The sequence below is a fragment of the Brevundimonas sp. MYb52 genome (genome assembly GCF_002979535.1).
Classification (GTDB): domain Bacteria; phylum Pseudomonadota; class Alphaproteobacteria; order Caulobacterales; family Caulobacteraceae; genus Brevundimonas.
On the sequence record NZ_PCPB01000001.1, the window covers coordinates 666,143 to 687,130 of the forward strand.

Below are 20,988 nucleotides of genomic sequence, written 5' to 3' on the forward strand. Positions count from 1 at the left end.
CTGGCTCAAGCGGTGAGGGGGTTGCCGTAGGCCGATCCGGCCAGACGCAGGGCTGCTGCTGAGAAGTCGTCAGCTATGTCTTGTTGGATGGCGTTTACGACATGACAGGCCAAGGTCACGGCCTGTTCGCGTAGATCGGGCACGGCGGTGGCTTCCCAGAACAGGCCACGGGTCAAGGGGCCTATGGCGAAAAGGCGATCGTGGACCAGCATCCGCCCGTCGATCAACCGCCCCTGGGGATCAACTGCGAGGCCTAGCCCGAGCGGCGCGGGAGCGGCTAGACCCTGCTTCAACAGGTCGGTCAGAAGCGGCTCCTTGCTGTGTGCGACGTCGCCAGAGGGCCCGGAGCAGTTGATGACGGCGTCGAAACGATAGGGGCAGGGCTTCGGGTCGCCTCGGTGTTTCAGCACGGCCTCGACCTGTTCCTTGTCGGGCCTGAGCGAGGTGATGCGGGCCGCCGTGATTTCCAACTCCTCTGACGCCAGCATGGACGTGACTTCGCGCGCGACGCCAGGGGCGAGACGGTGGCGATGATTGTCCCAAAGCGCGCGCAGGTGGCGCAGGAAACGGCTGCGCTGAGGCAGGGGCCAGGACGACCAAAGATCGCGGGCGGAATGCCGCACGTCGTCGATCACGGCGCGCCAGTCATCATCGCGGGCGGCAAGCCGAGCTTGCCGGAACACCTCGGCGGGACTGCCGATATAGGTGCGCTGGCGCGGCGGCATGGTGGTCGAGCCATGACTGCGGGGCAGCAGGCCATGACGGGAGACGGCGGTGAAGCGCCGACCGGGACGACGCAGGGCGATGGCGGCGTCCACCATGGTAAGGCTGGCGCCAATCAGCAGGATGTCGTCGGCGTCGTCGGGCAGTGCGTCCAGCGCCCTCCAGGGATCGGTAAGATAGCGGCCTGACCCGACCAGCTTTGGGTCGAGACCAGACGGAGCGGCGGGACTGAGATTGCCCTGGGCCAGGACCACGGCGTCGGCGCTGGTCGAACTGCGGCCGTCCAGCATGATCTTCCAGCCGTCGCCGTTCGGACGGATGGCGCGGACCTCGCCGCGGATCAAGGACAGGCGCTCGCCGTCCCGGTCGGAGCGCAGGGCTTGATCCAGCAGGTGGGCCAGATAGCGCCCATAATCGCCGCGCGTGATGAAGTCGTCGCGCGCGAACCAGGCGGGCTGTTCGGCCATCCAGTCGGCCAGATGACGCGGCTGATCGGGAAAGGCGCTCATGTTCGACAGGCGGACGTTGAGCAGATGCTTGGGGTTGCCGGTGGCGTAGGCGGGCCCGAGGCCGAAGACGCCCCGCCGCTCGATCAACTGCACCGACACATCCGGCGACATCCGCAGGATGTTCAGCGTGGTCAACAGGCCACTGAACCCCGCGCCGATGACCGCGACCGTTGGCCTGCTCATGCGCTTTTCGCCAGGACATGGAAGCGGCGGGGATGCAGGCGGACCGGCGCGCCGGGCGCCAGGGTCGTCAGCGGGTCGCCGAGGGGGCGTTCCAGCTCCAGGCGGCGGCCATGCAGGGAGACGGCCACGCGGGCGCGGTCGCCGCGCCTCAGGCTGGACATGACCACGCCGACCAGACCAGTGTCTGCGGCCTCCAGATCATCCGGGCGGATGCACAGCAGGGCATCGCCGGTCGGAGCGTCGGACGGCGCGCGCCAGTCGTTCGACACGACCTCGCCGAGCGCCACCGTGGCCTGAAGCTGCAGACCTTCACCAAGAAAGTCGTGGACGAAGGCCGAGGCGGGGCGGTCATAGAGAGCCTGCGGCGTGTCCACCTGTTCGATCCGGCCCTGACGCAGGATGGCGACGCGGTCGGCCAGTTCCAGCGCCTCTTCCTGATCGTGGGTGACGAGGACGGTCGTCACGCCGGTCTGCTCATGCACCTGACGCAGCCAGCGGCGCAGGTCGCGGCGGACGCGGGCGTCCAGGGCGCCGAAGGGCTCGTCCAGCAGCAGCAGGCGCGGCTCGATGGCCAGGGCGCGGGCCAGGGCGACGCGCTGGCGCTGGCCGCCGGACAGCTGGCTGGGATAGCGGGCGCCGTAGCCTTCCAACTGGATCAGCTGCAGCAGGTCTTGAACCCGCTCGGCGATCTCGGCGCGACCGGGCCGCGTTCCGCGCGGGCGGACCTTCAAGCCGAAGGCGATGTTGTCGGCCACCGTCATGTGGCGGAACAGGGCGTAGCTCTGGAACACCATGCCGACGCGGCGCTCACGCGGGCTGAGGGCCAGGAAGTCCTCGCCGTTGAAGCGCACCTGTCCGGCGGAGGGGCGGTCCAGCCCGGCCATGATGCGCAGCAGGGTGGTCTTGCCGGAACCGGACGGGCCGAGCAGGGCCAGGAACTCGCCGTCGCGGACCGTCAGGCTGACGTCGTCGAGCGCGGGCAGGCCGTCATAGGCGCGGGTGATGGAGGTGATGTCGAGGGTCATGTCAGCGCCGCCCCCTCGCGGCGAGGTCGTCGGCGTGGCGGTGCTCGAGGAAGGACTTCAGGATCAGGGTCACCAGCGCCAGAACCGCCAGCAGGGCGGCGGTCGCGAAGGCGCCGACGAAGTCATACTCGTTGTACAAAATCTCGACGTGCAGCGGCAGGGTGTTGGTCAGGCCGCGAATATGACCCGACACCACCGAGACTGCCCCGAACTCGCCCATGGCCCGGGCATTGGCCAGCAGCACGCCATACAGCAGGGCCCAGCTGACGTTCGGCAGGGTGATGAAGACAAAGATGGCGGACGGCCGCGCGCCCAGGGTCAAGGCGGCCAGTTCCTCGTCCGACCCCTGCTGCTGCATCAGCGGGATCAGCTCGCGCGCCACATAGGGCAGGGTGACAAGGATGGTCGCCAGGACGATGGCGACAGGGGTGAACATGATCTGCAACCCGGCCGCGTTCAGCCAGGGCGCGAACCAGCCCGAGGCCCCGAACAGCAGAACCCAGACCAGGCCGGAAATAACCGGCGATACTGACAGCGGCAGGTCGATCAGAGCCATCAGCAAGGTCTTGCCGATGAAGTCGAAGCGGGTGACGCACCAGGCGGCGGCCAGACCGAAGACGGCGTTCAGAGGCGTGGCGATGGCCGTGGTCAGGAGGGTCAGGCGGGCGGCGGCCCAGACGTCGGGATGGGACAGGCTGGCGGCTGCCGCGCCCACGCCCTTTCGCAGGGCTTCGGCCAGGATGACGCCGAGCGGGGCGAGCACGATCAGGGTCAGCCACAGCAGGGCCAGCCCGATCAGCAGGCCGCGACCGAGGCTGCGCTTGCGAGCGGCGGAGGCGGGCGCAAGGGGCAGGGCATCGGCGGTCATGCGCCCCGCCTCGCGATCAGGCCTTGCAGGCCGTTGAAGCCCAGAAGGATGGCGAAGGACAAGATCAGCATGGCCATGCCGATGGTGGCGGCGCCGGCATAGTCGAACTGCTCCAGCTGGGTGACGATCAGCAGGGGCGCGATTTCTGACCGCAGCGGCATATTGCCGGCGATGAAAATGACCGAGCCGTATTCTCCGACCCCGCGCGCGAAGGCCAGGCCGACGCCGGACAGCAGGGCGGGCAGGATGGCGGGCAGAATGATCCGCGTGGCGCGCTGAAACGATGAGGCGCCCAGGGTCTCTGCCGCCGCCTCGACCTCCTGATCCAGATCTTGAAGCACGGGCTGGATCGAACGAACGACGAAAGGCAGGCCGACGAAGATCATGGCCACGACCACGCCGACGGGGGTGTAGGCGATCTTGATCCCCAGCGGCGCCAGCAGGCCGCCGATCGGGCCGTTCTGGGCATAGAGCGCCGTCAGGGCGATGCCGGCCACCGCCGTCGGCAGGGCGAAGGGCAGGTCGATCACGGCGTCGGCCAGCCGCTTGCCCGGAAACTCATAGCGGGTCAGCACCCAGGCCAATAGGCCGCCCATGACCGCATTGACGGTGGCGGCGACGGCGGCGGCGACGAAGCTCAGCCTCAAGGCCGCCTGGGCGCGCGGCGACGCGACGGCGGCGATGACGCTGTCCAGCCCATTCTCCCACGGCCGGATCGCCAGGGCGGTCAGGGGGATGAGGACGAACAGCGACAGATAGGCGACTGTGAAGCCTAGCGAGAGGGAAAACCCGGGCAGGGGGGTGTGGGCTTTCCAGATCACCGGTCGGGTCATGGTCGTCGGCCGGGCTGATAGATCTGATCGAAGACCCCGCCGTCGGCGAAGTGGCGTTTCTGGGCGGCGCTCCAGCCGCCGAAGTCGGAGATATCGGCCAGGGTCAAATGCGGGAAGCGGTCGGCGAAACGCGCCGCCACGGTCGGGTTGCGGGGACGATAGAAGTGCTCGGCGGCGAGAGCTTGGGCGGGCTCGTCGTAGAGCTGGGCGAGATAGGCCTGCGCCCGGTCGCGCGTGCCTTTGCGGTCCACGACACTGTCGACCACGGCCACCGGCGGTTCGGCCAGGATGGAGAAGGGCGGGGCGATGATGTCGACCTTGTCCGGGCCCAGTTCCTTGGCGGCGAGGAAGGCCTCGTTCTCCCAGGTCAACAGGACGTCGCCGATGCCGCGCTGGACGAAGGTGGTGGTCGATCCGCGCGCGCCGGTGTCCAGCACCGGCACCCGGCGGAACAGCTCGGAGACGAAGGATTGCGCCGATTGTTCGCTCCCGCCCGGACGGCGCAGGGCGTCGGCCCAGGCCGCCAGATAGTTCCAGCGCGCCCCGCCCGAGGTCTTGGGATTGGGGGTGATGACCTCGACGCCGGGCTTCAGCAGGTCCGGCCAGTCGTGGATGCCCTTCGGGTTTCCCTTGCGGACCAGAAACACGATGGTGGAGGTATAGGGTGAGGCGTTGTCTGGCAGTCGCGTCTGCCAGTCGGCGGCGATCAGGCCGCGCGCTGCGATCTCGTCGATGTCGGACGCCAGGGCCAGGGTGACGACGTCGCCAGGCAGGCCGTCGATGACGGCGCGCGCCTGCTTGCCCGACCCGCCGTGCGACTGTTCCACGGCAAAGGGCGCGCCGTCCTTTTCACGCCAGCGCGCCAGAAAGGCCTCGTTATAGGCGCGGTAGAACTCGCGGGTCGGGTCATAGGACACGTTGAGCAGGGCGGCTTCTGCCCCCTTGGTCTGGGCGCATCCGCTGAGCGCCGAGGCGCCGAAAGGCAGGGCGCCGACGCCGAGCAGAAGCGCGCGCCGGTCCAGAGTGAAGCCCCCCATCACGCCAACTCCCGCACGTCTTCAGCGACCCATTGGGGCGTCGGCAGGCCCTTGCTGCGCAGGAAGGTCGGGTTGAACAGGCGCGAGGCGTAGCGCGTGCCGGGGTCACACAGCACAGTGACGATGGTCTTGCCCGGTCCGATGTCGCGCGCCAGCCGCACGGCGCCGGCCAGATTGACGCCCGACGACCCGCCGAGCGACAGGCCTTCGTGCGTCACCAGATCGAACAGAATCGGCAGGAATTCAGCATCTTCCACACGATAGGCGAAGTCGGGTGTGAAGCCCTCCAGATTGCCGGTGATGCGGGCCACGCCGATGCCCTCGGTGATCGAGCTGCCCTCGCCGGTCATCTGGCCTAGAGTGAACCAGGTGTAGAGCGACGCGCCCGCCGGGTCGGCAAGAGCGATCTTCACCGCCGGCTTGCGTTCGCGCAGGAAGGCCCCCACGCCGGCCAGGGTGCCGCCGCTGCCGACGGCGCTGACGAAGGCGTCGACGCGGCCGCCCGTCTGCGCCCAGATCTCGGCGGCGGTGCCCTCATAATGGGCGGCGCGGTTGGCTGTATTGTCGAATTGGTTGGCCCAGAGGGCGCCGTGGGGCTCGCTGGCATTCAGCTTCCGCGCCACCTCCTCGGAATAGTGGACGAAGTGGTTGGGGCTGGAGAAGGGGGCGGCGTCCACCTCGATCAGGCGCGCGCCCAGGGCCCGGATCGCCAGCTTCTTTTCCTCCGACTGGGTGCGCGGCATGACGATGACCACGCGGTGGCCCAGCGCCGCGCCGACCAGGGCCAGGCCGATGCCGGTATTGCCCGCCGTGCCTTCCACGATCACGCCGCCGGGCCGCAGGGCGCCGGACGCCTTGGCCTTCTGGACGATGGACAGGGCGGCGCGGTCCTTGATGGACTGGCCGGGGTTCAGGAATTCGGCCTTGCCCAGAATCTCGCAGCCGGTGGCGTCCGACAGGCGGTTCAGGCGGATCAGCGGCGTGTCGCCGATGAGGTTGATGATGCTGGCGATGGACAAGGGATGTCTCTGGATCAGATCTTGGGGTGGGATTGGGCGAGGCGGCGGATGGCCAGGGTCAACAGGCCGGCGCCAGAGTTCGTCCATGGATGCCGCACTCGGTCTTCTCCTGACCGGCCCAGCGGCCGTCGCGCGCGCCTTCATCGGCGACGACAGCGCGGGTGCAGGGCCAGCAGCCGATGGAGGGATAGCCCTGCTCGACCAGCGGATGGCGCGGCAGCTGGTGATCGCGCAGCCAGTCTTCGACCTGGTCGGCTGACCATCGGGCCAGAGGATTGACGGTCAGGACGCCGCCGACGGCTTCGAACGGCATGAGGTCGGCACGTTGGCGGTTCTGATAGCGTTTGCGGCCGGTGATGCGGGTATCGAAACCGTCCAGAGCCTGGGCCAGAGGCTGGACCTTGCGAACGGCGCAGCAGGCGTCGGGTGCGCTGCGCCACAGGTCGCCGCGCGGATCGGCGACGGACAGCGCGGCGGCGTTGGGCGTTATGTCGCGCACGTCGGTCAGACCCAACCGTTCGGCCAGTTCGCGGCGATAGGGCAGGGTCTGAAAGAAATGCTGACCGGTTTCGAGGAAGACGACGGGCAGGTCGGGCTGCACGCGCGAGATCAGGTGCAGCAGCACCGCCGCCTCGGCACCGAAGGAGGAGATGGACCCGGCCTTGCGGCCCAAGGCCGGGTCCAGAACCGCGCGCAACAGGTCCTCGGCGTCGGCGTCGCCCCATTGAGCGTTGAGGCGGGCGGCCAGGGCGGCGGCGTCCTCAGCGGCAGGCGCATGACGTTGCCGCCAGACCAGCCGATCATCGCCACCCGCGGACTGATAGGCCGCGCTGAACACCTGATCCATGCGCCGCCAAGGCGCGGCGTCGGCGCCGGGGGCCAGCTCCACCGCGTCAAAGCCGCAACGGCGCAGGTGCCGCGCCTGATCGGGCAGGACCTTGCCCGCCGCGATCAGCCGGCCGCGATAGCCCTGGCCACGCAGGACGGCGGCCAATGAAAAGCCGCGTCCGTCACGAAAGGCCTCGAACTCCAGGATCAGGCTGTCGTTGGCGGCGGCCGCCGCGTGGATGTCGTCTTCGGGCGTGGAAACGCTCAGGCGGACGCCGTCCTGGGCTTGCTCAAGCAACTGCATCGATCGGCTCATAGATGGCGGTGCGGAAGGGATCGGCGCCGAGGCGACGGACCGTGTCAATGAACAGCTCGCCGTCGTTGCGGATTTCCAGATAGCGGTCCAGGGCGCGGGCGACGGCCGGGGCGACTTCTTCGGCGGGCAGGCTGCGGCCGACGATTTCGCCCAGCGCCGCCTGCTCGTCGGGGGAGCCGCCGACGGTGATCTGGTAATATTCCTCGCCCTTCCGATCGACGCCCAGGACGCCGATGTGGCCGACGTGGTGGTGGCCGCATGCGTTGATGCAGCCGCTGATGTTGATCCGCACCGGCCCCAGCTTTTCTTGCAGGTCGGCGTCGGCTAGCTGGCGCGATAGCGCCTGGGCCACGGGGATTGAGCGGGCGTTGGCCAGGCTGCAGTAGTCCAGGCCGGGGCAGGCGATAATGTCGGTGGCCAGATCGGCGTTGGCCGTGGCCAGGCCGGCTTCGCGCAGTCGGCTCCACACCGCGTGTGCGTCCTCCAGCCGGACATGCGGCAGGACCAGGTTCTGCTCATAGGAGGCGCGGACTTCGTTGAACGAGAACCGCTCGGCCAGATCGGCGACCACCTCCATCTGTGCCGCCGTGATGTCGCCGGGAACGCCGTCGATCGGCTTCAGCGAGATGATGATCGCGCCGTATCCGACCTGCTTGTGGGCGCGCAGGTTCGAGCGGGTGAAGCGGGCGAATTCAGGATTAAGGCGGCGGGCGGCGTCATAGGACGAACTGATCGCGGGCAGGGCCGCGAACGGCGGCGGGGTGAAGTAGGCCTGGATGCGCGCCAACTCCTCGTCGGGGATGCGCAGGTCTTCGAGGCGCAGGATGGCGAACTGTCGCTCGACCTCGTCGCGGAAGGCGTCGATGCCGACGGCAGCGACCAGAATCTTGATCCGTGCCTTGTGGATGTTGTCGCGCCGTCCCAGCAGGTTGTAGGCGCGCAGGATGGCGGTCAGATAGGCCAGCAGCGACCGGCCCGGCACCGCAGGTGCGATCTCCTGCGCGATGTGCGGCAGGCGACCCTGACCGCCGCCGACGAAGACGCGAAACGCCGTCTGACCGTCCTCGCCGCGCACGATTTGCAGGCCGACGTCGTGGGTGCGGATCGCCGCCCGATCCTTGGCGGCGCCGATGACCGCGATCTTGAACTTGCGCGGCAGGAAGGAGAATTCCGGGTGGATGGTCGACCATTGGCGGACGATTTCGCACCAGGGGCGCGGGTCCTCGATCTCGTCGGCGGCGACGCCGGCAAAAACGTCGGTCGTAACGTTGCGGATGCAGTTTCCCGAGGTCTGGATGGCGTGCATCTCGACCTCGGCCAGGTCGCTGAGGATGGCGGGCAGGTCCTGCAACGCCGGCCAGTTGAACTGGATATTGGTGCGGGTGGTGAAGTGGCCGTAACCCTTGTCATAGGTGCGGGCGACATGGGCCAGCTGGCGCATCTGGCGGCTGTTCATGACGCCATAGGGCACCGCGATCCGGGCCATATAGGCGTGTAGTTGCAGATAGACGCCGTTCATCAACCGCAGCGGCTTGAACTCGTCCTCGGTCAGCTCGCCGCTGCTGCGGCGATCGACCTGATCGCTGAACTCCGCAATGCGCTCGCGGACCAGGGCGGCGTCAAACTCGTCATAGCGATACATCAGGCGGTCTCGTTTCGGGCGAAGGCGAGGCTATGGCCGACGCTGGGGCCGAGCGAGCGAATGCGCTCCTTCAGCCGGTCGCGGCCCGTGGGCGCGCGACCCTCGACTTCGATCAGGTAGGGATTGACGAAGATGGCGGGGCGGGATTGGGCCTGAGCCAGGGCGGCGTCGGCTGTGTCGGCGTCCAGCGGGCGAGCGGCGTCGATGGTTTCGACCACAGCGTCGGCCTCGCCCAGATAGATGACGCGGCCGTCGTTCAGCCGGTTGGCGGTCAGCAGTTTCATGCCGCCGCCTCGATCAGGGCGCGCTCGTCGTCGGCGATAGCCAGGGCGGCGGTTTCGCCGATGAACAGCAGGGCGGGGCCGGTCAGATCCATGCGGGCGACCAGGGCGGTCAGGTCGTCTAGCTGCCCCTTGAAGATGCGCTGATCGGGGCGGCTGCCATTCTCGACCACCGCGACCGGGGTGGCGCCGTCACGACCGGCGGCGATCAGGCTCGACGCGATCTCTTCGGCTTGCCCTGCGCCCATATAGACGGCCAGGGTATGGTTCGGGGCCGCCAGTCGTACCCAGTCGGCGGCCTGACCGCCGGGCTTGGGCTGTCCGGTGACGAAGGTTACGGCCTGGGCGTGGTCGCGATGGGTCAGGGGCAGGCCGGTCGAGGCGGCGCAGGCGAGGGCGGCGGTGATCCCCGGCACGACGATGGCCTCGATCCCCGCGGCGCGCACGGCTTCCAGTTCTTCACCGCCGCGCCCGAAGACGAAGGGATCGCCGCCCTTCAGCCGCACGACGCGGTGCCCGGCGCGGGCCTCCTCGATCATCAACTGTTCGATCTGTTCCTGTGGCACCGAATGGTCGCCGCGCGCCTTGCCGACATAGATGCGTTTGGCGTCGCGGCGGGCTCGATCCAGCACCTGCGGCGAGACCAGCTTGTCGTGGATGATGACGTCGGCGTCCTGCAGGGCGCGCAGGGCCTTCAAGGTCAGTAGTTCGGGATCGCCTGGGCCAGCGCCGACAATGTGGACGATGCCTTGGGCGGCTTCATCACGCGGCGAAGCGGCGACGTTGAGCAGACGCACCATCTCGCGGCGGGCCTCGGCCATGCGGCCCTCGGCGGCGAGGTCGGCAGCGGGGCTGCGGAACGCGCGCTCCCAGAACCGGCGACGGTCGAGGAAGTCGGGGATGGCGTCCTTCACCGCCCCGCGCAATTCACCCGCCAGCCGCGCGACCGAGGCCACGCCTTGCGGCAGGACGGCTTCAATGCGCGAGCGCAGATCGCGGGCCAGGATGGGGGCGTTTCCGCCGGTGGCCACGGCCACGACCACCTCATCGCGGTCGATGAGGGCAGGGGTATGGAAGTCGCTGAAGGCGGGCTGATCGACGAGATTGACCTGCGCCCCGGCCTGACGTGCGGTCTCGGCGATGCGGCGGGCGAGGGCGACATCATGCAGGGCGATGAAGACCAGTCGTGCGCCGTTGAGGTCGGCGGCGTCAGGAATGCGGGCGATCGGCGTCGGCGCGGTGCGGGGCGTTTCCAGCGCAGCGGGATCGCCGTCCGGCGTGAACCAGACCAGTTCGGCCGGGCTGTTCAGGAACAGGCGCAGCTTGGCCAGGGCGGGTTCGCCCGCGCCGACGACGACGACTTTCGCCCCGTCCAGGGGGATGGATGCCAGAAAGACGCGCATCGGCCTGTTCCATGATCTGATGACTTCCGCCTGCGCTGTTGCGTGGCGGCTCGACATTCAGCATCCGTCGTGCACGATCCTTCCACAAACCAGATTGTCTTCGCTGCCCTGATAGGTTTTCTACAAGCGCATGGTTCGACCGCTTTTGCCCCTCAACGCCCTGCGTGCTTTTGAAAGCGCGTCGCGGCATCTCAACTTCTCGCGGACGGCGGACGAGCTGTCGGTGACGCCGGGGGCTGTCAGCCAGCAGATTCGTCTTCTGGAGGAGATCATCGGCGGGCCGCTGTTCACACGCGAGGCGCGCGGATTGCAACTGACCGAGCTGGGCCGGGCCGCGACGCCGTTGCTGCGCGAAGGGTTCGAGCGGCTGATGGACGCCTCGGCCATCCTGCGCGAGCCGCCGCTGAACCGGACGGTGGCGATCAGCGTGGCGCCGTCCTTCGCCTCCAAATGGCTGATGCCGCGCATGGACGATTTCCACGCCGCTCACCCCGACATCGAGGTGTGGATTTCCGCCGACATGGAGCCGGTGACGGTCGGCAAGGGCAAGGTCGATCTGGCCATTCGCTATGGTCCCGGCGACTATCCGGGCCACGTCGTGGAGCGCCTGCTGACCGAGACGGTCATCCCCGTCTGCGCCCCGTCCCTGATGGAGGCGCCCCATCCGATCCGCAGCGCCGAGGACCTGACGCGGCATACCCTGCTGCACGATATGTCCGAGGACGGCGACGCCTCTCGCCCCGACTGGGCCATGTGGCTGAAGGCCCGCCACGCGAGCCATGCCGACGCCCGGCGCGGCTCGCGCTTTGACCAGTCCAGCCTGCTGATCGAGGCGGCGGCGGCGGGGCGGGGCGTGGCCCTTGCCAAGCGGACCCTGGCGCAGGCGGACCTGGCCACCGGGCGTCTGGTCGCGCCCTTCCCGGACGGCAGTCAGGTGCTGGGCTTCGCCTACTTCGTGGTCATGCCCAGGGACCGTCCGGCCTCGCCCGGAACCAAGGCCTTCGTGGCCTGGCTGAAGAAGCAGGCGATCGACTACGACAACAATCTGGATCAGCTATAAAATCGACCTGCAGATTTTCTGCACGCTCAAGACAGGATTGATCGTTTCCTCGACGGGCGCCGTCCGCCCTATGTCGAAGGCCTTCAAACAGGAGGTCGGTCGTGAGCGAAGTCGCAGTTCTGGAACGTGCCCGTGTCGCGGCGCCCGCGCCGTGGACCCTGCAAAGGGTGCGCTGGGTGCGGCGCTGGACCGATCATCTGTTCAGCTTCGCCATCGACCGGCCCGAGGATTTCCGCTTCCGCTCGGGCGAGTTCGTCATGATCGGCCTGCCGTCTCTGGATGGGGCGGGCAAGCCGACGCTGCGGGCCTATTCCATCGCCAGCCCGTCGTGGTCTGACGAACTGGAGTTCTTCTCCATCCGGGTCGAAGACGGGCCTCTGACCTCGCGTCTGGTCGACATTCAGCCCGGCGACGAGATCCTGCTGGGCAAGAAACCGACCGGGACCCTGGTGCTGGACGCGCTGAGGCCGGGGCGTCGGTTGTTCCTGATCGGCGCCGGCACTGGCCTGGCGCCCTGGCTCAGCGTGGCGCGCGATCCCGAGACCTATGAGCGGTTCAAACAGGTCGTGGTGACGCATACGGTGCGTCAGGTCGCGGACCTGGCCTATCGCGACTTCCTGCAAACCGAGCTGTTCGAGGACCCTCTGGTCGGCGAGGTCGCGCAAGGAAGGCTGACCTATTATCCGACCGTGACGCGCGAGGCGTTCGAGCGTCCAGGCCGCATCACCGACCGTATCGCCAGCGGAGACTTCTTCCGCGACCTGGGCCTCGACGGCCCCTTCGATCCGGCGCTGGACCGCGTCATGCTGTGCGGATCGACGGCCATGATCCGCGAGGCGGCGGCCCTTCTGGAAAGCCATGGCCTGAGCGAAGGCTCGAACGCCGAACCCGGCGACTATGTGCTGGAACGCGCCTTCGTCGGCTGACCGCCCGCAGATTTTCTATCGGCCGGCGCGAGATCATATCGTTCGACGCGGACCGGCCCTCCACGCTTCAAATATCCCTCGTTCAAGACGACCAGTGAGGACCGCAGCCGATGCAGGCGACCGTCGAAAAGCAGAGAGACGCCACCGTGCGTCGCGTCCTGCCCCCGCATCTGCGCCGGCTTGAGGCCGAGGCGATCGAGATCTTGCGCGAGGTGGCGGCGACGGCGCGCAACCCGGTCATGATGTATTCGATCGGCAAGGACTCCGGCGTCCTGCTGCATCTGGCGGCCAAGGCCTTCTATCCTGGCTCGCCGCCTTTCCCCCTGCTGCACGTGGATACGACGTGGAAGTTCCGGGACATGATCACCCACCGTGACCATGTGGCGGGCCTCTATGGCGCTCGGCTGCTGGTGCACACCAATCATGAAGCCCTGGCGCGTGGAATCAGCCCGATCACCTCGGGATCGTCGGTCCATACCCAGGCGATGAAGACTGACGCCCTGAAGCAGGCGCTGGACCTGCACGGCTTTGACGTCGCCATCGGCGGCGCGCGTCGCGACGAGGAGAAGTCGCGGGCCAAGGAGCGCATCTTCTCTTTCCGCGGCGCGGACCACAGCTGGGACCCGCGTCGCCAACGACCGGAGCTGTGGCGGCTGTGGAACTCCAACCTGGGGCCGGGCGAGAGCCTGCGCGTCTTCCCCCTGTCGAACTGGACCGAGCTGGACGTGTGGGAATACACCCAGGCTGAGGGCATCCCCGTCGTGCCGCTCTATTTTTCGGCCCTGCGCCCCGTGGTGGTGCGCGACGGCGCCCTGATCGTTCGTGATGACGAGCGTTTGCCGCTGCGGGAGGGCGAGACGCCGGAACTGCGCCGCGTCCGCTTCCGCTCGCTGGGCTGCTATCCGCTGAGCGCGGCTGTGGAGTCCGAGGCCGATAGCCTGGACGCCGTTATTCGCGAACTGCGCACCAGCCGACAATCCGAACGTCAGGGGCGGCTGATCGACGCCGACGAGACCGCCTCGATGGAGCGCAAGAAGCGCGAGGGCTATTTCTGATGGACGGCGCCGTGACGGCCTTCCCGCCGCAAACGCAGCGGACGGAACGTGACCTGCTGCGGTTCCTGACCTGCGGCTCGGTCGATGACGGCAAGTCGACCTTGATCGGGCGGCTGCTGTTCGAGACGGGCCAGGTGCCGGAGGATCAACTGGCGACGCTGGAACGGGACTCGCGCCGTTTCGGCACGGATGGGACAAACCTGGACTACGCCCTGTTGCTGGACGGGCTCGAGGCCGAGCGCGAGCAGGGTATCACCATCGACGTGGCCTATCGCTATATGTCGACGCCGCGCCGCAGCTTCATCGTGGCCGACACGCCAGGCCACGAGCAATATACGCGCAACATGGCGACCGGCGCCTCGACCTGCGACGCGGCCGTCGTGCTGGTCGATGCGGTCAAGGGCGTCACGGCCCAGACGGCGCGGCACAGCCGCATCGTCGCCCTGTTTGGCATTCGCCACGTCATTCTGGCGGTCAACAAGATCGATCTGGTGGCGGACGACCCTGCGGCGTTCGAGGCGATCCGCGCGGCCTATGCCGATCTGGTCGCTGATCTGGGCTTTAGCTCGGTGACCGCGATCCCGGTCAGCGCGCGTCGGGGCGACAACCTGACGGGCCGATCCGCCGCCACGCCCTGGTACGAGGGGCCCAGCCTGATCGAGGCGCTGGAGGACGTGCCGGTGGCCCAGACCGCTGCAGCGCGTCCCTTCCGCCTGTCGATCCAGTATGTGAACAGGCCGCACGCCGATTTTCGCGGCTATGCTGGAACCATCGCCTCGGGCGAGGTCAGGGTCGGCGACGCTCTGGTGGTCTGCCCCGGCGGACAGGCGGTGACGCTGGCCCGCATCCTGTCGGGCGATGTCGAGGTTGCAGCGGCCCGGGCCGGCGAAGCCGTCACCCTAGTGCTGGCCGAAGACACCGATGTGGCGCGCGGCGATGTCCTGGCCCACGCCGTTGACCGGCCCGCAGCCTCAGATCGGTTGAACGTGCGTCTGTTGTGGATGGGCGAGCGGCCCTTCAACGCCGACGGTCGCTATCAGGTCAAACTGGGCACGCGGACCTTGCCTGCGCGGCTGACGCTGTCGGGCGAGGCGCTGGCGCCCAATGAGGTGGCGGACGGTCGGTTGATCCTGCCATCGCCGGTCGCTGTCGACGCCTTCCGCGACGACCCCGCCCAGGGCGCCTTTGTCCTGATCGACCGACGCAGCGGCGTCACGGTCGCGGCTGGCGTCATCACCGGCGTGCCGGATCAGGCGGCCCATATCCATCACAGCCCCGCAGCCGTTTCGAGCGAGGCCCATGAGTTGCTGAACGGCCATCAAGGCGGCGTCGTCTGGCTGACGGGTTTGTCGGGGGCGGGCAAGTCCACGGTGGCTCAGGCGCTGCAACAGAGCCTGCATGGGCGCGGTTGCCGCACTGTGCTGCTGGACGGTGACAATCTACGTCACGGCCTCAATCGTGATCTCGGCTTCTCCGGCGCCGATCGGTCCGAGAACGTACGGCGGACGGGCGAGGCGGCGCGACTGTTCGCGGAGGCGGGGGTCATCGCCATCTGCGCCCTGATCTCGCCGCGTCAGGCGGATCGCGATGCCGTGCGGGCGCGCTTTGACGACGACCGCTTCGTCGAGGTCTTTGTAGAGGCGTCGCTCGAAAGTTGCCGCGCGCGCGATCCCAAGGGCTTGTACGCTCGCGCCTCGGCCGGAGTGATCGCCGAATTCACCGGCGTGGCTGCCCCCTATGAAGCGCCGACCGCGCCCGACCTGACCGTCGCCACCGAACAACTGTCGCCGTCGCTAGCCGCCGATGCGGTGCGCCGCCTTCTTGAGGAACGCGGCTGGCTCTAGGCCGCCGCTGCCAGACTGGATTTCCTACGTGACCTATCTCGTCACCGACGCCTGCGTGAAATGCAAGTTCATGGACTGCGTCGAAGTCTGCCCCGTTGATTGCTTCTATGAGGGCGAGAACTTCCTCGTCATCTCGCCGGACGACTGCATCGACTGCGGCGTCTGCGAACCGGAATGCCCCGTCGACGCCATTGTGGCGGACACCGAGGACACGCCCGACGGCAAGTGGCTGACCATCAACGCCGACTACGCCAAGGTCTGGCCCAACATTACGGTCAAGGGCGAGCCGCCAGCCGATCGTGCGGACTATGAAAGGATGAGCGGCAAGTTCGAAGCCTATTTCAGTCCAGAGCCCGGGCCCAGTAGGCGAGTCTAGCCAACAGACACAAAAAAGGCCGCCGGAGCGCCCGGCGGCCTTTCCATTTGTTCGGGGGCGACCCGATCAGAACTTGAAGCTGGCTCGCAGCAGCAGGGTGTAGCGGACGTAGTCTTCGAGCAGTTCGGCATCGCCCGTGATGGACAGCATGCCCAGATCGTTGCCGACGTTCAGGCGGAAGCCGAGGATCGGGCCGCCGCCTTCGATGCTGGCGGGGTCCAGGGTGAAGGCGTCGCCGCCCGAGGCGAAGCGAGCGATGGTCGAGCCGGCATCGACCGAGAAGTTCTGACGCCAGCCAATTCGGGCTTCGGGGCGAATCCAGCCGTTGCGACCAAAGCCGTAACCGATGTTCACGGCGGCGACGCCAGAGAACATGTGGCCGTCGCGTTCGTCGATCTCGAGATCGAACCCATCGCCGCCGCCTTTTTCAGTGCGGGCGTCCTCGCTCAGCGAGAAATACTCGCCGTAGATTTCGGGACGGATGTTCAGGCGACCGAAGTGACGTTCATAGGAGGCGCCGCCTGCGGCGGCCAGGGTGAAGCCGTGCCAGTCAGACTCGTTCTTCAGGTTGATGCCGTCCGCGACCAGTTTACGCGTGGCGTTGAACGAGGCGTAGCCGCCTGCCGCTCGCGCCCAGGTTGTCCAGTACTGGCCCTGGGCGCGCCAGTAGAGGCCGAGTTCCAGCAGATTGGCCGAAAGAACTTCCTCAGCCGCAGCTTCGGGATCTTCCAGGTCGGACGAGGTGAAGGCGGCCGTCAGGCCGATGGCGCCCATGCTGGTGCCGCGCTCGACGCCGCCAGCCACGCCGAAGCCTTCCGAGCGGAAGCCGTAGGAGTCGGTCTTGTCCTTGTCAGCGTAGAAGTTGATTTCCTGCACCCAGGCGCTGGTCTCGCCCGGCGCCGCCGAGGCGTTGCGGCCGGTCAAGGCGCGGGTGACAGCATCGACGCCGCTGGCAAGGGAGAGCAGGGGGCCGCCCGAGTGGTCGGGCAGAAGCTGCTCATAGACCTTGAAGAAGCCTTCCCGGTCCGTCTGGTTCAGGATCGCCGCGCGGATCAGTTCATTGTCCGCGAGGCCCGCGTAGAGCGCGTCATAGGCTGAGGCTTCCGCCTTGATCATGCCGGCTTCTTCTGCGGTGCGCCGGCTGGCTTCGATGGTGATTTCGCCGAGGGCTTCATCGACGTTCGCATTGACGACGAATGCGTAGGGCGAATTGGACTGCAGCAGGTCCTGGTCGATGGTTCCGACGTTAAGATCGCCGGCCTTGATGACATTGAAGCTAGTCGTGCCGGTGGCGGCGATCAGCGAGTCAAAGCGCACGCCCAAGCCGGCGCCATCGGCCAGATTGGCTGCGCCGCTAACGTTAAACTTGAATTCGTCCGGCTTGGCGGTGTCCAGCGTGACGATCAAATTGCCGTCTGTGCCGACGTTTAGGTTGCTGACATCCACGGCTTCCGTTTGACGCGCGTCCAGCGTGCCCTTGGAGATGTCGATATCCAGCAGGCCATCGGTATTGCTGATCGCGCCGCGCACAACAGCGCCGCCCGAGATGGACAGGCGGTCAGCGCCGGCGCCGAACGAGATATCGCCTACAACCAAGCCGTTCTGAATGTCGAGCAAGTCAGCGCCCGATCCTAGCTTGATGTCGCCATAGGTCGAGGGCTCGCGAGAATCCGTCACACCATCGCCATCGGTGTCTGGATCGGTGGCTGTAGCCTCGCTGGCGATCCCTTTCTGGGTGTAGGTGACGCCGGAAGTATTGGCGGCGACATCAATGGCGGTCGCCTTGCCCGTGATCGGATCGCCCTTGTCGTTCGGCGAAACGTTGGCCTGGATTGAGAGGGTGTTGGTGATGGAGGTCAGGGTGCCGCTAAGGTCAGCGATAGCCGCCGTATTGGCTGTGCCGCCGCCCGTTGTGGCTGAAATCGAGCCGTTGTTTTCAATGGACGAGACATTGGCCCCGGCCTCAATGCGGACGCCCGTGACGAGATTTGCGCCATCAGTGGCGGAAGCCGCGCTGATGGTGCCGGTATTGATGAGCGTGGGCGTGGACGCGCCGGCGGCGAAGCGGATGGCCGTGGCGTCGGCTTTGTTCGCGAGGACGGCGACTGAGCCTTCATTGCGCACGCCGCCTTCGATGGTCACGGCCTGGCCGCCCTCGACGCCGAACTGCAACGCGGTCGACGACACGTCGTCATAGACGCCGATACCGAAAATCTCGCCTCGGTTGACGAAGCCATATGCGTTATTGCCGGTTCCTGCGACGCCCAATGTGACATCGCGGGTTGCAGAACCCACCACGACTGCAGGCGCGCCGCCATAGGCCGTGACTTTAGCTCTACTTTCATTGGCGTCAGGCAGACCGTCGCCGTCACGATCGGTATCGTCGCGGTTCTTGACGCCGTCGCCGTCATCATCTTCGTCGCCGTTCTTGACGCCGTCCCCGTCGTCGTCGCCGTCGATCCCATTGGCGCCGTAGCTTGGTCCAGCGTCGAACAGCACGCCCTTGGCGACATCGGCGCTGATGCTCACGGCAGGGCCGCCTTGAAGCAGGTCGTCAGCGTCAAGGTTTTCGAGGAACAGGACCTCGGCAGGAACTGTGCCGCTGGTCGGCTTATTGTTGGGGCGCGTTGTGTAGCGGTATCCCGTTGAAACCACCGTGCCCTGGATCGCTACACGTCCATCAACATCGCCGCCCACAGCGACGCCGACGGCATTCTCGCCCCGGACGGAAACGCTACCCAAAACACTGACATCGCCCGTGACGGGACCGGTGAGGCTGATGCCTCGCGCATTGTCGCCTACGACGTTGATCGCGCCAAAATTGGTCAGATTGCCGACCAGGGGGGCTTCGACCGAAATACCGTAGGAGTTGTTCCCCTCAACCAGGATCGCGCCGCCGGAATCGACCAGGATGTTGCCCGTCTTGGCGTCAGCCCCCATGACCCGCAGGCCATAGCGGCCTGTGCCCGAAGCGAAGGGACCGTCCGCGTCGCCGTCTTTGTCAGTGTCTTTGTATTCTTCGATGTCGTCGGTGATCGAGATGGAGCCGCCGATCGTGATCGGACCGGTCGTGCCTCCTTGAGCCAGAATGCCGGTGGCGCCGTCGGCGGCCTTGGCCATCCCGATGGACGAGCCACTGTCCATATCCACGCCGTTGTTCGAATCGATCGTGACAGCCGCGCCGCTAGTCACAGCAATGGAGCCGCCGCTGGCGAAGCGAATATTGTTCGGCGCGGTTCCCGTGGCGGTGGAGGTTGAGATCGGCGTGGTGCGCGCCGTCGAGATGACGGTCTCAGCCGGGGGCGTTGTTTGCGCCTGAACGCCAGCAGCGGCCATCAAGGGGGCGATCGCCACTGCGGTCGCGAGCAGAATACGCATTAGATAGAAACCCCTCGTGGACACACGCGCAACGACGTCAGCCGTCCGTCTATCAGGCTCGGCGTCGCCACGCCCCAAGTTTCTCGAATTTGAGGCGATTGCAAGGCCTGGCGTAGGCAGGCCCAGGTGAACGGGGCCTGAAGAACCGTATTCGGCCGGATATGTTCCGGGTTCGTCAAAAGGACGCTTGAGCGGAGCAGTTTCCGGCGCTACGGGCGATTCATGGTGAGTTCCAAACGTAAGCGTCGCATCCAAAGTCGCTCCGGTCGCGTTGCGGCGTTGAGATCTGGAAAGGCCGCCTCGATGACGATGAGCGATATCGATGTTCAGGAGGGCGAACTGCGCCTGATCCCTGGCCTGGACGAGGAAGTCGCTGAAACTCTTAGGATACTTAAGGCCTCAACCGCCGATCCACGCCCTCGCCTAGTGGACACCACCATGTTGTTCGCGCCGCGTTCCGGCGGGGTTAAGCGCTATCTGCTGTCCAAGAAGGCATGGCTGGAGACGAATCGACCTTCGGTGGCCCACACCTTGGTCGTGCCGGGGGCCAAGCATAAGGCCGGGATGGACGGGATCGTCCAGTTGCACGCCGCCAAACTGCCTTTCGGCGACGGCTATCGCTGGCCCAGCTCAGTCCGGCGGTGGGGCGCCTGGGTGGCCTCTATGAACCCCGCCGTGATCGAGGCGGGGGATCCCTATACGCCCGGACAGGGCGCTCTGGAGGCGGGGCAGAGAGCCGGTTGCCCGGTCGTCGGCTTTTGCCACTCTGACCCGGCGGGTCTGGCGGCGTTGCATTTCGGGGAGTGGGCCAAGAAGCCGGTCGAGAAGCGTTGGGCCAGGCTGTTCTCGCAGTTCGATCGCGTCGTTTCGCCCAGTCGATTCATCGCGCGCCGACTGGAAGAAGCTGGCGTCGGCGGCATTGTCATTCGCCCTCTGGGTGTCGAGGTGGAAACCTTCCGTCCGGATCGTCGTGATCGTGACTGGTTGCTGAAGAAGTTGGGTTTGGGGGCCGACGCTCGCCTGTTGTGCTTCGCCGGTCGTCCGGCCAAGGAGAAGAATGTCGACGTCCTGATCGACGCTGTGCAACGCTTGGGCGCGCCCTACCATCTGGTGCTGGTCGGCGCCGGGGCCGGCATGCCGCCCGAAGATCGCGTGATCTCGCTGCCCTATGAGAAAGACCCCAGGGCCGTGGCCCGGATCATCGCCAGTTGCGACGCTTTCGTCCACGCCAATGACAAGGAGCCGTTCGGCCTGATCGTGCTGGAGGCGATGGCCTGCGGACGGCCCGTTGTGGGCGTCAACGCTGGCGGTGTGGCGGAGACAGTTGATTCCAGCGTGGGGCAGTTAGCGGCTTCGGCCGATCCCGCCGACTACGCTGAGGCGATCGAAGCCCTGTTCAGGCGCGACATCGAGGCTCTGGGCCAGGCGGCACGAGTGAAGATGGTCGAGCAGTTTGCCTGGAACCGCGTCTTCGAGGACCTGTCGATGCTCTATGGCGAATTGAGCGGTCGTCCAGAGTTCGTCATGCCGCAAGAGATTGCGCCGTTGAACTAGGAGAGGTTGGGGGCGGTGTGCGCCATTCCCTTCGCTGAAAGGAATGGCGCGAGTGACGGGGCTCGAACCCGCGACCTCCGGCGTGACAGGCCGGCACTCTAACCAACTGAGCTACACCCGCGTTTCCC

17 protein-coding genes and 1 tRNA gene are annotated in these 20,988 nt (G+C 66.9%); 6 read left to right on the forward strand and 12 right to left on the reverse strand.

Going from position 1 to position 20,988, the window contains the following annotated elements; all coding sequences use genetic code 11:
* Positions 1–5 precede the first annotated feature (5 nt).
* From CQ039_RS03275 to cysG, 10 genes are read right to left on the reverse strand one after another with little or no spacing between them, the layout of a single operon-like run.
* Complete coding sequence (locus CQ039_RS03275; RefSeq protein ID WP_105564667.1) at positions 6–1,415, reverse strand: FAD/NAD(P)-binding protein; 1,410 nt, start codon at positions 1,413–1,415, stop codon at positions 6–8.
* Entirely contained in the window at positions 1,412–2,440 is a 1,029-nt protein-coding gene (locus CQ039_RS03280; RefSeq protein WP_105564666.1) for a sulfate/molybdate ABC transporter ATP-binding protein, read from the reverse strand. Before CQ039_RS03280 ends, CQ039_RS03275 begins: the two co-directional genes overlap by 4 nt.
* A gap of 1 nt (position 2,441) precedes the next feature.
* Positions 2,442–3,308: a sulfate ABC transporter permease subunit CysW gene (gene cysW / locus CQ039_RS03285; RefSeq protein WP_105564665.1), complete on the reverse strand. Its 867-nt coding sequence runs from the start codon at positions 3,306–3,308 to the stop codon at positions 2,442–2,444.
* The gene (cysT, locus tag CQ039_RS03290; protein WP_105564664.1) at positions 3,305–4,141 is read right to left on the reverse strand and encodes a sulfate ABC transporter permease subunit CysT; all 837 of its coding nucleotides are present in this window, start codon (positions 4,139–4,141) and stop codon (positions 3,305–3,307) included. Before cysT ends, cysW begins: the two co-directional genes overlap by 4 nt.
* Positions 4,138–5,178: a sulfate ABC transporter substrate-binding protein gene (locus CQ039_RS03295; protein WP_105564663.1), complete on the reverse strand. Its 1,041-nt coding sequence runs from the start codon at positions 5,176–5,178 to the stop codon at positions 4,138–4,140. The genes cysT and CQ039_RS03295 overlap by 4 nt, the downstream gene beginning before the upstream one ends.
* Positions 5,178–6,197, reverse strand: coding sequence for a cysteine synthase A (locus CQ039_RS03300; protein WP_105564662.1), 1,020 nt, complete (start codon positions 6,195–6,197; stop codon positions 5,178–5,180). The genes CQ039_RS03295 and CQ039_RS03300 overlap by 1 nt, the downstream gene beginning before the upstream one ends.
* 58 nt (positions 6,198–6,255) lie before the next feature.
* Positions 6,256–7,329 carry a phosphoadenylyl-sulfate reductase gene (locus tag CQ039_RS03305; protein WP_105564661.1) on the reverse strand — a complete coding sequence of 358 codons (1,074 nt, stop codon included), beginning with the start codon at positions 7,327–7,329 and terminating at the stop codon, positions 6,256–6,258.
* Positions 7,316–8,983 (reverse strand): nitrite/sulfite reductase, encoded by a 1,668-nt coding sequence (locus tag CQ039_RS03310; protein ID WP_105564660.1) that lies wholly within the window; start codon positions 8,981–8,983, stop codon positions 7,316–7,318. Before CQ039_RS03310 ends, CQ039_RS03305 begins: the two co-directional genes overlap by 14 nt.
* The gene (locus tag CQ039_RS03315; protein WP_105564659.1) at positions 8,983–9,267 is read right to left on the reverse strand and encodes a DUF2849 domain-containing protein; all 285 of its coding nucleotides are present in this window, start codon (positions 9,265–9,267) and stop codon (positions 8,983–8,985) included. Before CQ039_RS03315 ends, CQ039_RS03310 begins: the two co-directional genes overlap by 1 nt.
* A complete protein-coding gene (gene cysG, locus CQ039_RS03320) occupies positions 9,264–10,667 on the reverse strand; it encodes a siroheme synthase CysG (protein ID WP_105564658.1) in 1,404 nt (467 codons plus the stop codon). The genes CQ039_RS03315 and cysG overlap by 4 nt, the downstream gene beginning before the upstream one ends.
* Positions 10,668–10,797: 130 nt before the next feature.
* On the opposite strand from cysG, the gene gcvA reads away from it, so the two are divergent.
* The 5 genes from gcvA (at position 10,798) to fdxA (ending at position 15,928) form a co-directional block, all read left to right on the forward strand.
* Complete coding sequence (gene gcvA, locus CQ039_RS03325; RefSeq protein ID WP_105564657.1) at positions 10,798–11,727, forward strand: transcriptional regulator GcvA; 930 nt, start codon at positions 10,798–10,800, stop codon at positions 11,725–11,727.
* Positions 11,728–11,846: 119 nt separating this feature from the next.
* A complete protein-coding gene (locus CQ039_RS03330) occupies positions 11,847–12,653 on the forward strand; it encodes a ferredoxin--NADP reductase (protein WP_199183602.1) in 807 nt (268 codons plus the stop codon).
* Between the two features lie 110 nt (positions 12,654–12,763).
* Positions 12,764–13,708 carry a sulfate adenylyltransferase subunit CysD gene (gene cysD / locus CQ039_RS03335; RefSeq protein WP_105564656.1) on the forward strand — a complete coding sequence of 315 codons (945 nt, stop codon included), beginning with the start codon at positions 12,764–12,766 and terminating at the stop codon, positions 13,706–13,708.
* Entirely contained in the window at positions 13,708–15,552 is a 1,845-nt protein-coding gene (cysC, locus tag CQ039_RS03340; RefSeq protein WP_105564655.1) for an adenylyl-sulfate kinase, read from the forward strand. Before cysD ends, cysC begins: the two co-directional genes overlap by 1 nt.
* Before the next feature lie 28 nt (positions 15,553–15,580).
* Positions 15,581–15,928: a ferredoxin FdxA gene (fdxA, locus tag CQ039_RS03345; protein ID WP_105564654.1), complete on the forward strand. Its 348-nt coding sequence runs from the start codon at positions 15,581–15,583 to the stop codon at positions 15,926–15,928.
* 66 nt (positions 15,929–15,994) lie between these two features.
* On the opposite strand, the gene CQ039_RS03350 is transcribed toward fdxA, so the two are convergent.
* Positions 15,995–19,306 carry an autotransporter domain-containing protein gene (locus CQ039_RS03350; RefSeq protein ID WP_105564653.1) on the reverse strand — a complete coding sequence of 1,104 codons (3,312 nt, stop codon included), beginning with the start codon at positions 19,304–19,306 and terminating at the stop codon, positions 15,995–15,997.
* A gap of 303 nt (positions 19,307–19,609) precedes the next feature.
* On the opposite strand from CQ039_RS03350, the gene CQ039_RS03355 reads away from it, so the two are divergent.
* Positions 19,610–20,860, forward strand: a complete 1,251-nt coding sequence (locus CQ039_RS03355) for a glycosyltransferase (RefSeq protein WP_105564652.1) — start codon at positions 19,610–19,612, stop codon at positions 20,858–20,860.
* Between the two features lie 44 nt (positions 20,861–20,904).
* On the opposite strand, the gene CQ039_RS03360 is transcribed toward CQ039_RS03355, so the two are convergent.
* Positions 20,905–20,981: transfer RNA gene (locus tag CQ039_RS03360), tRNA-Asp, on the reverse strand.
* Positions 20,982–20,988: the final 7 nt, after the last annotated feature.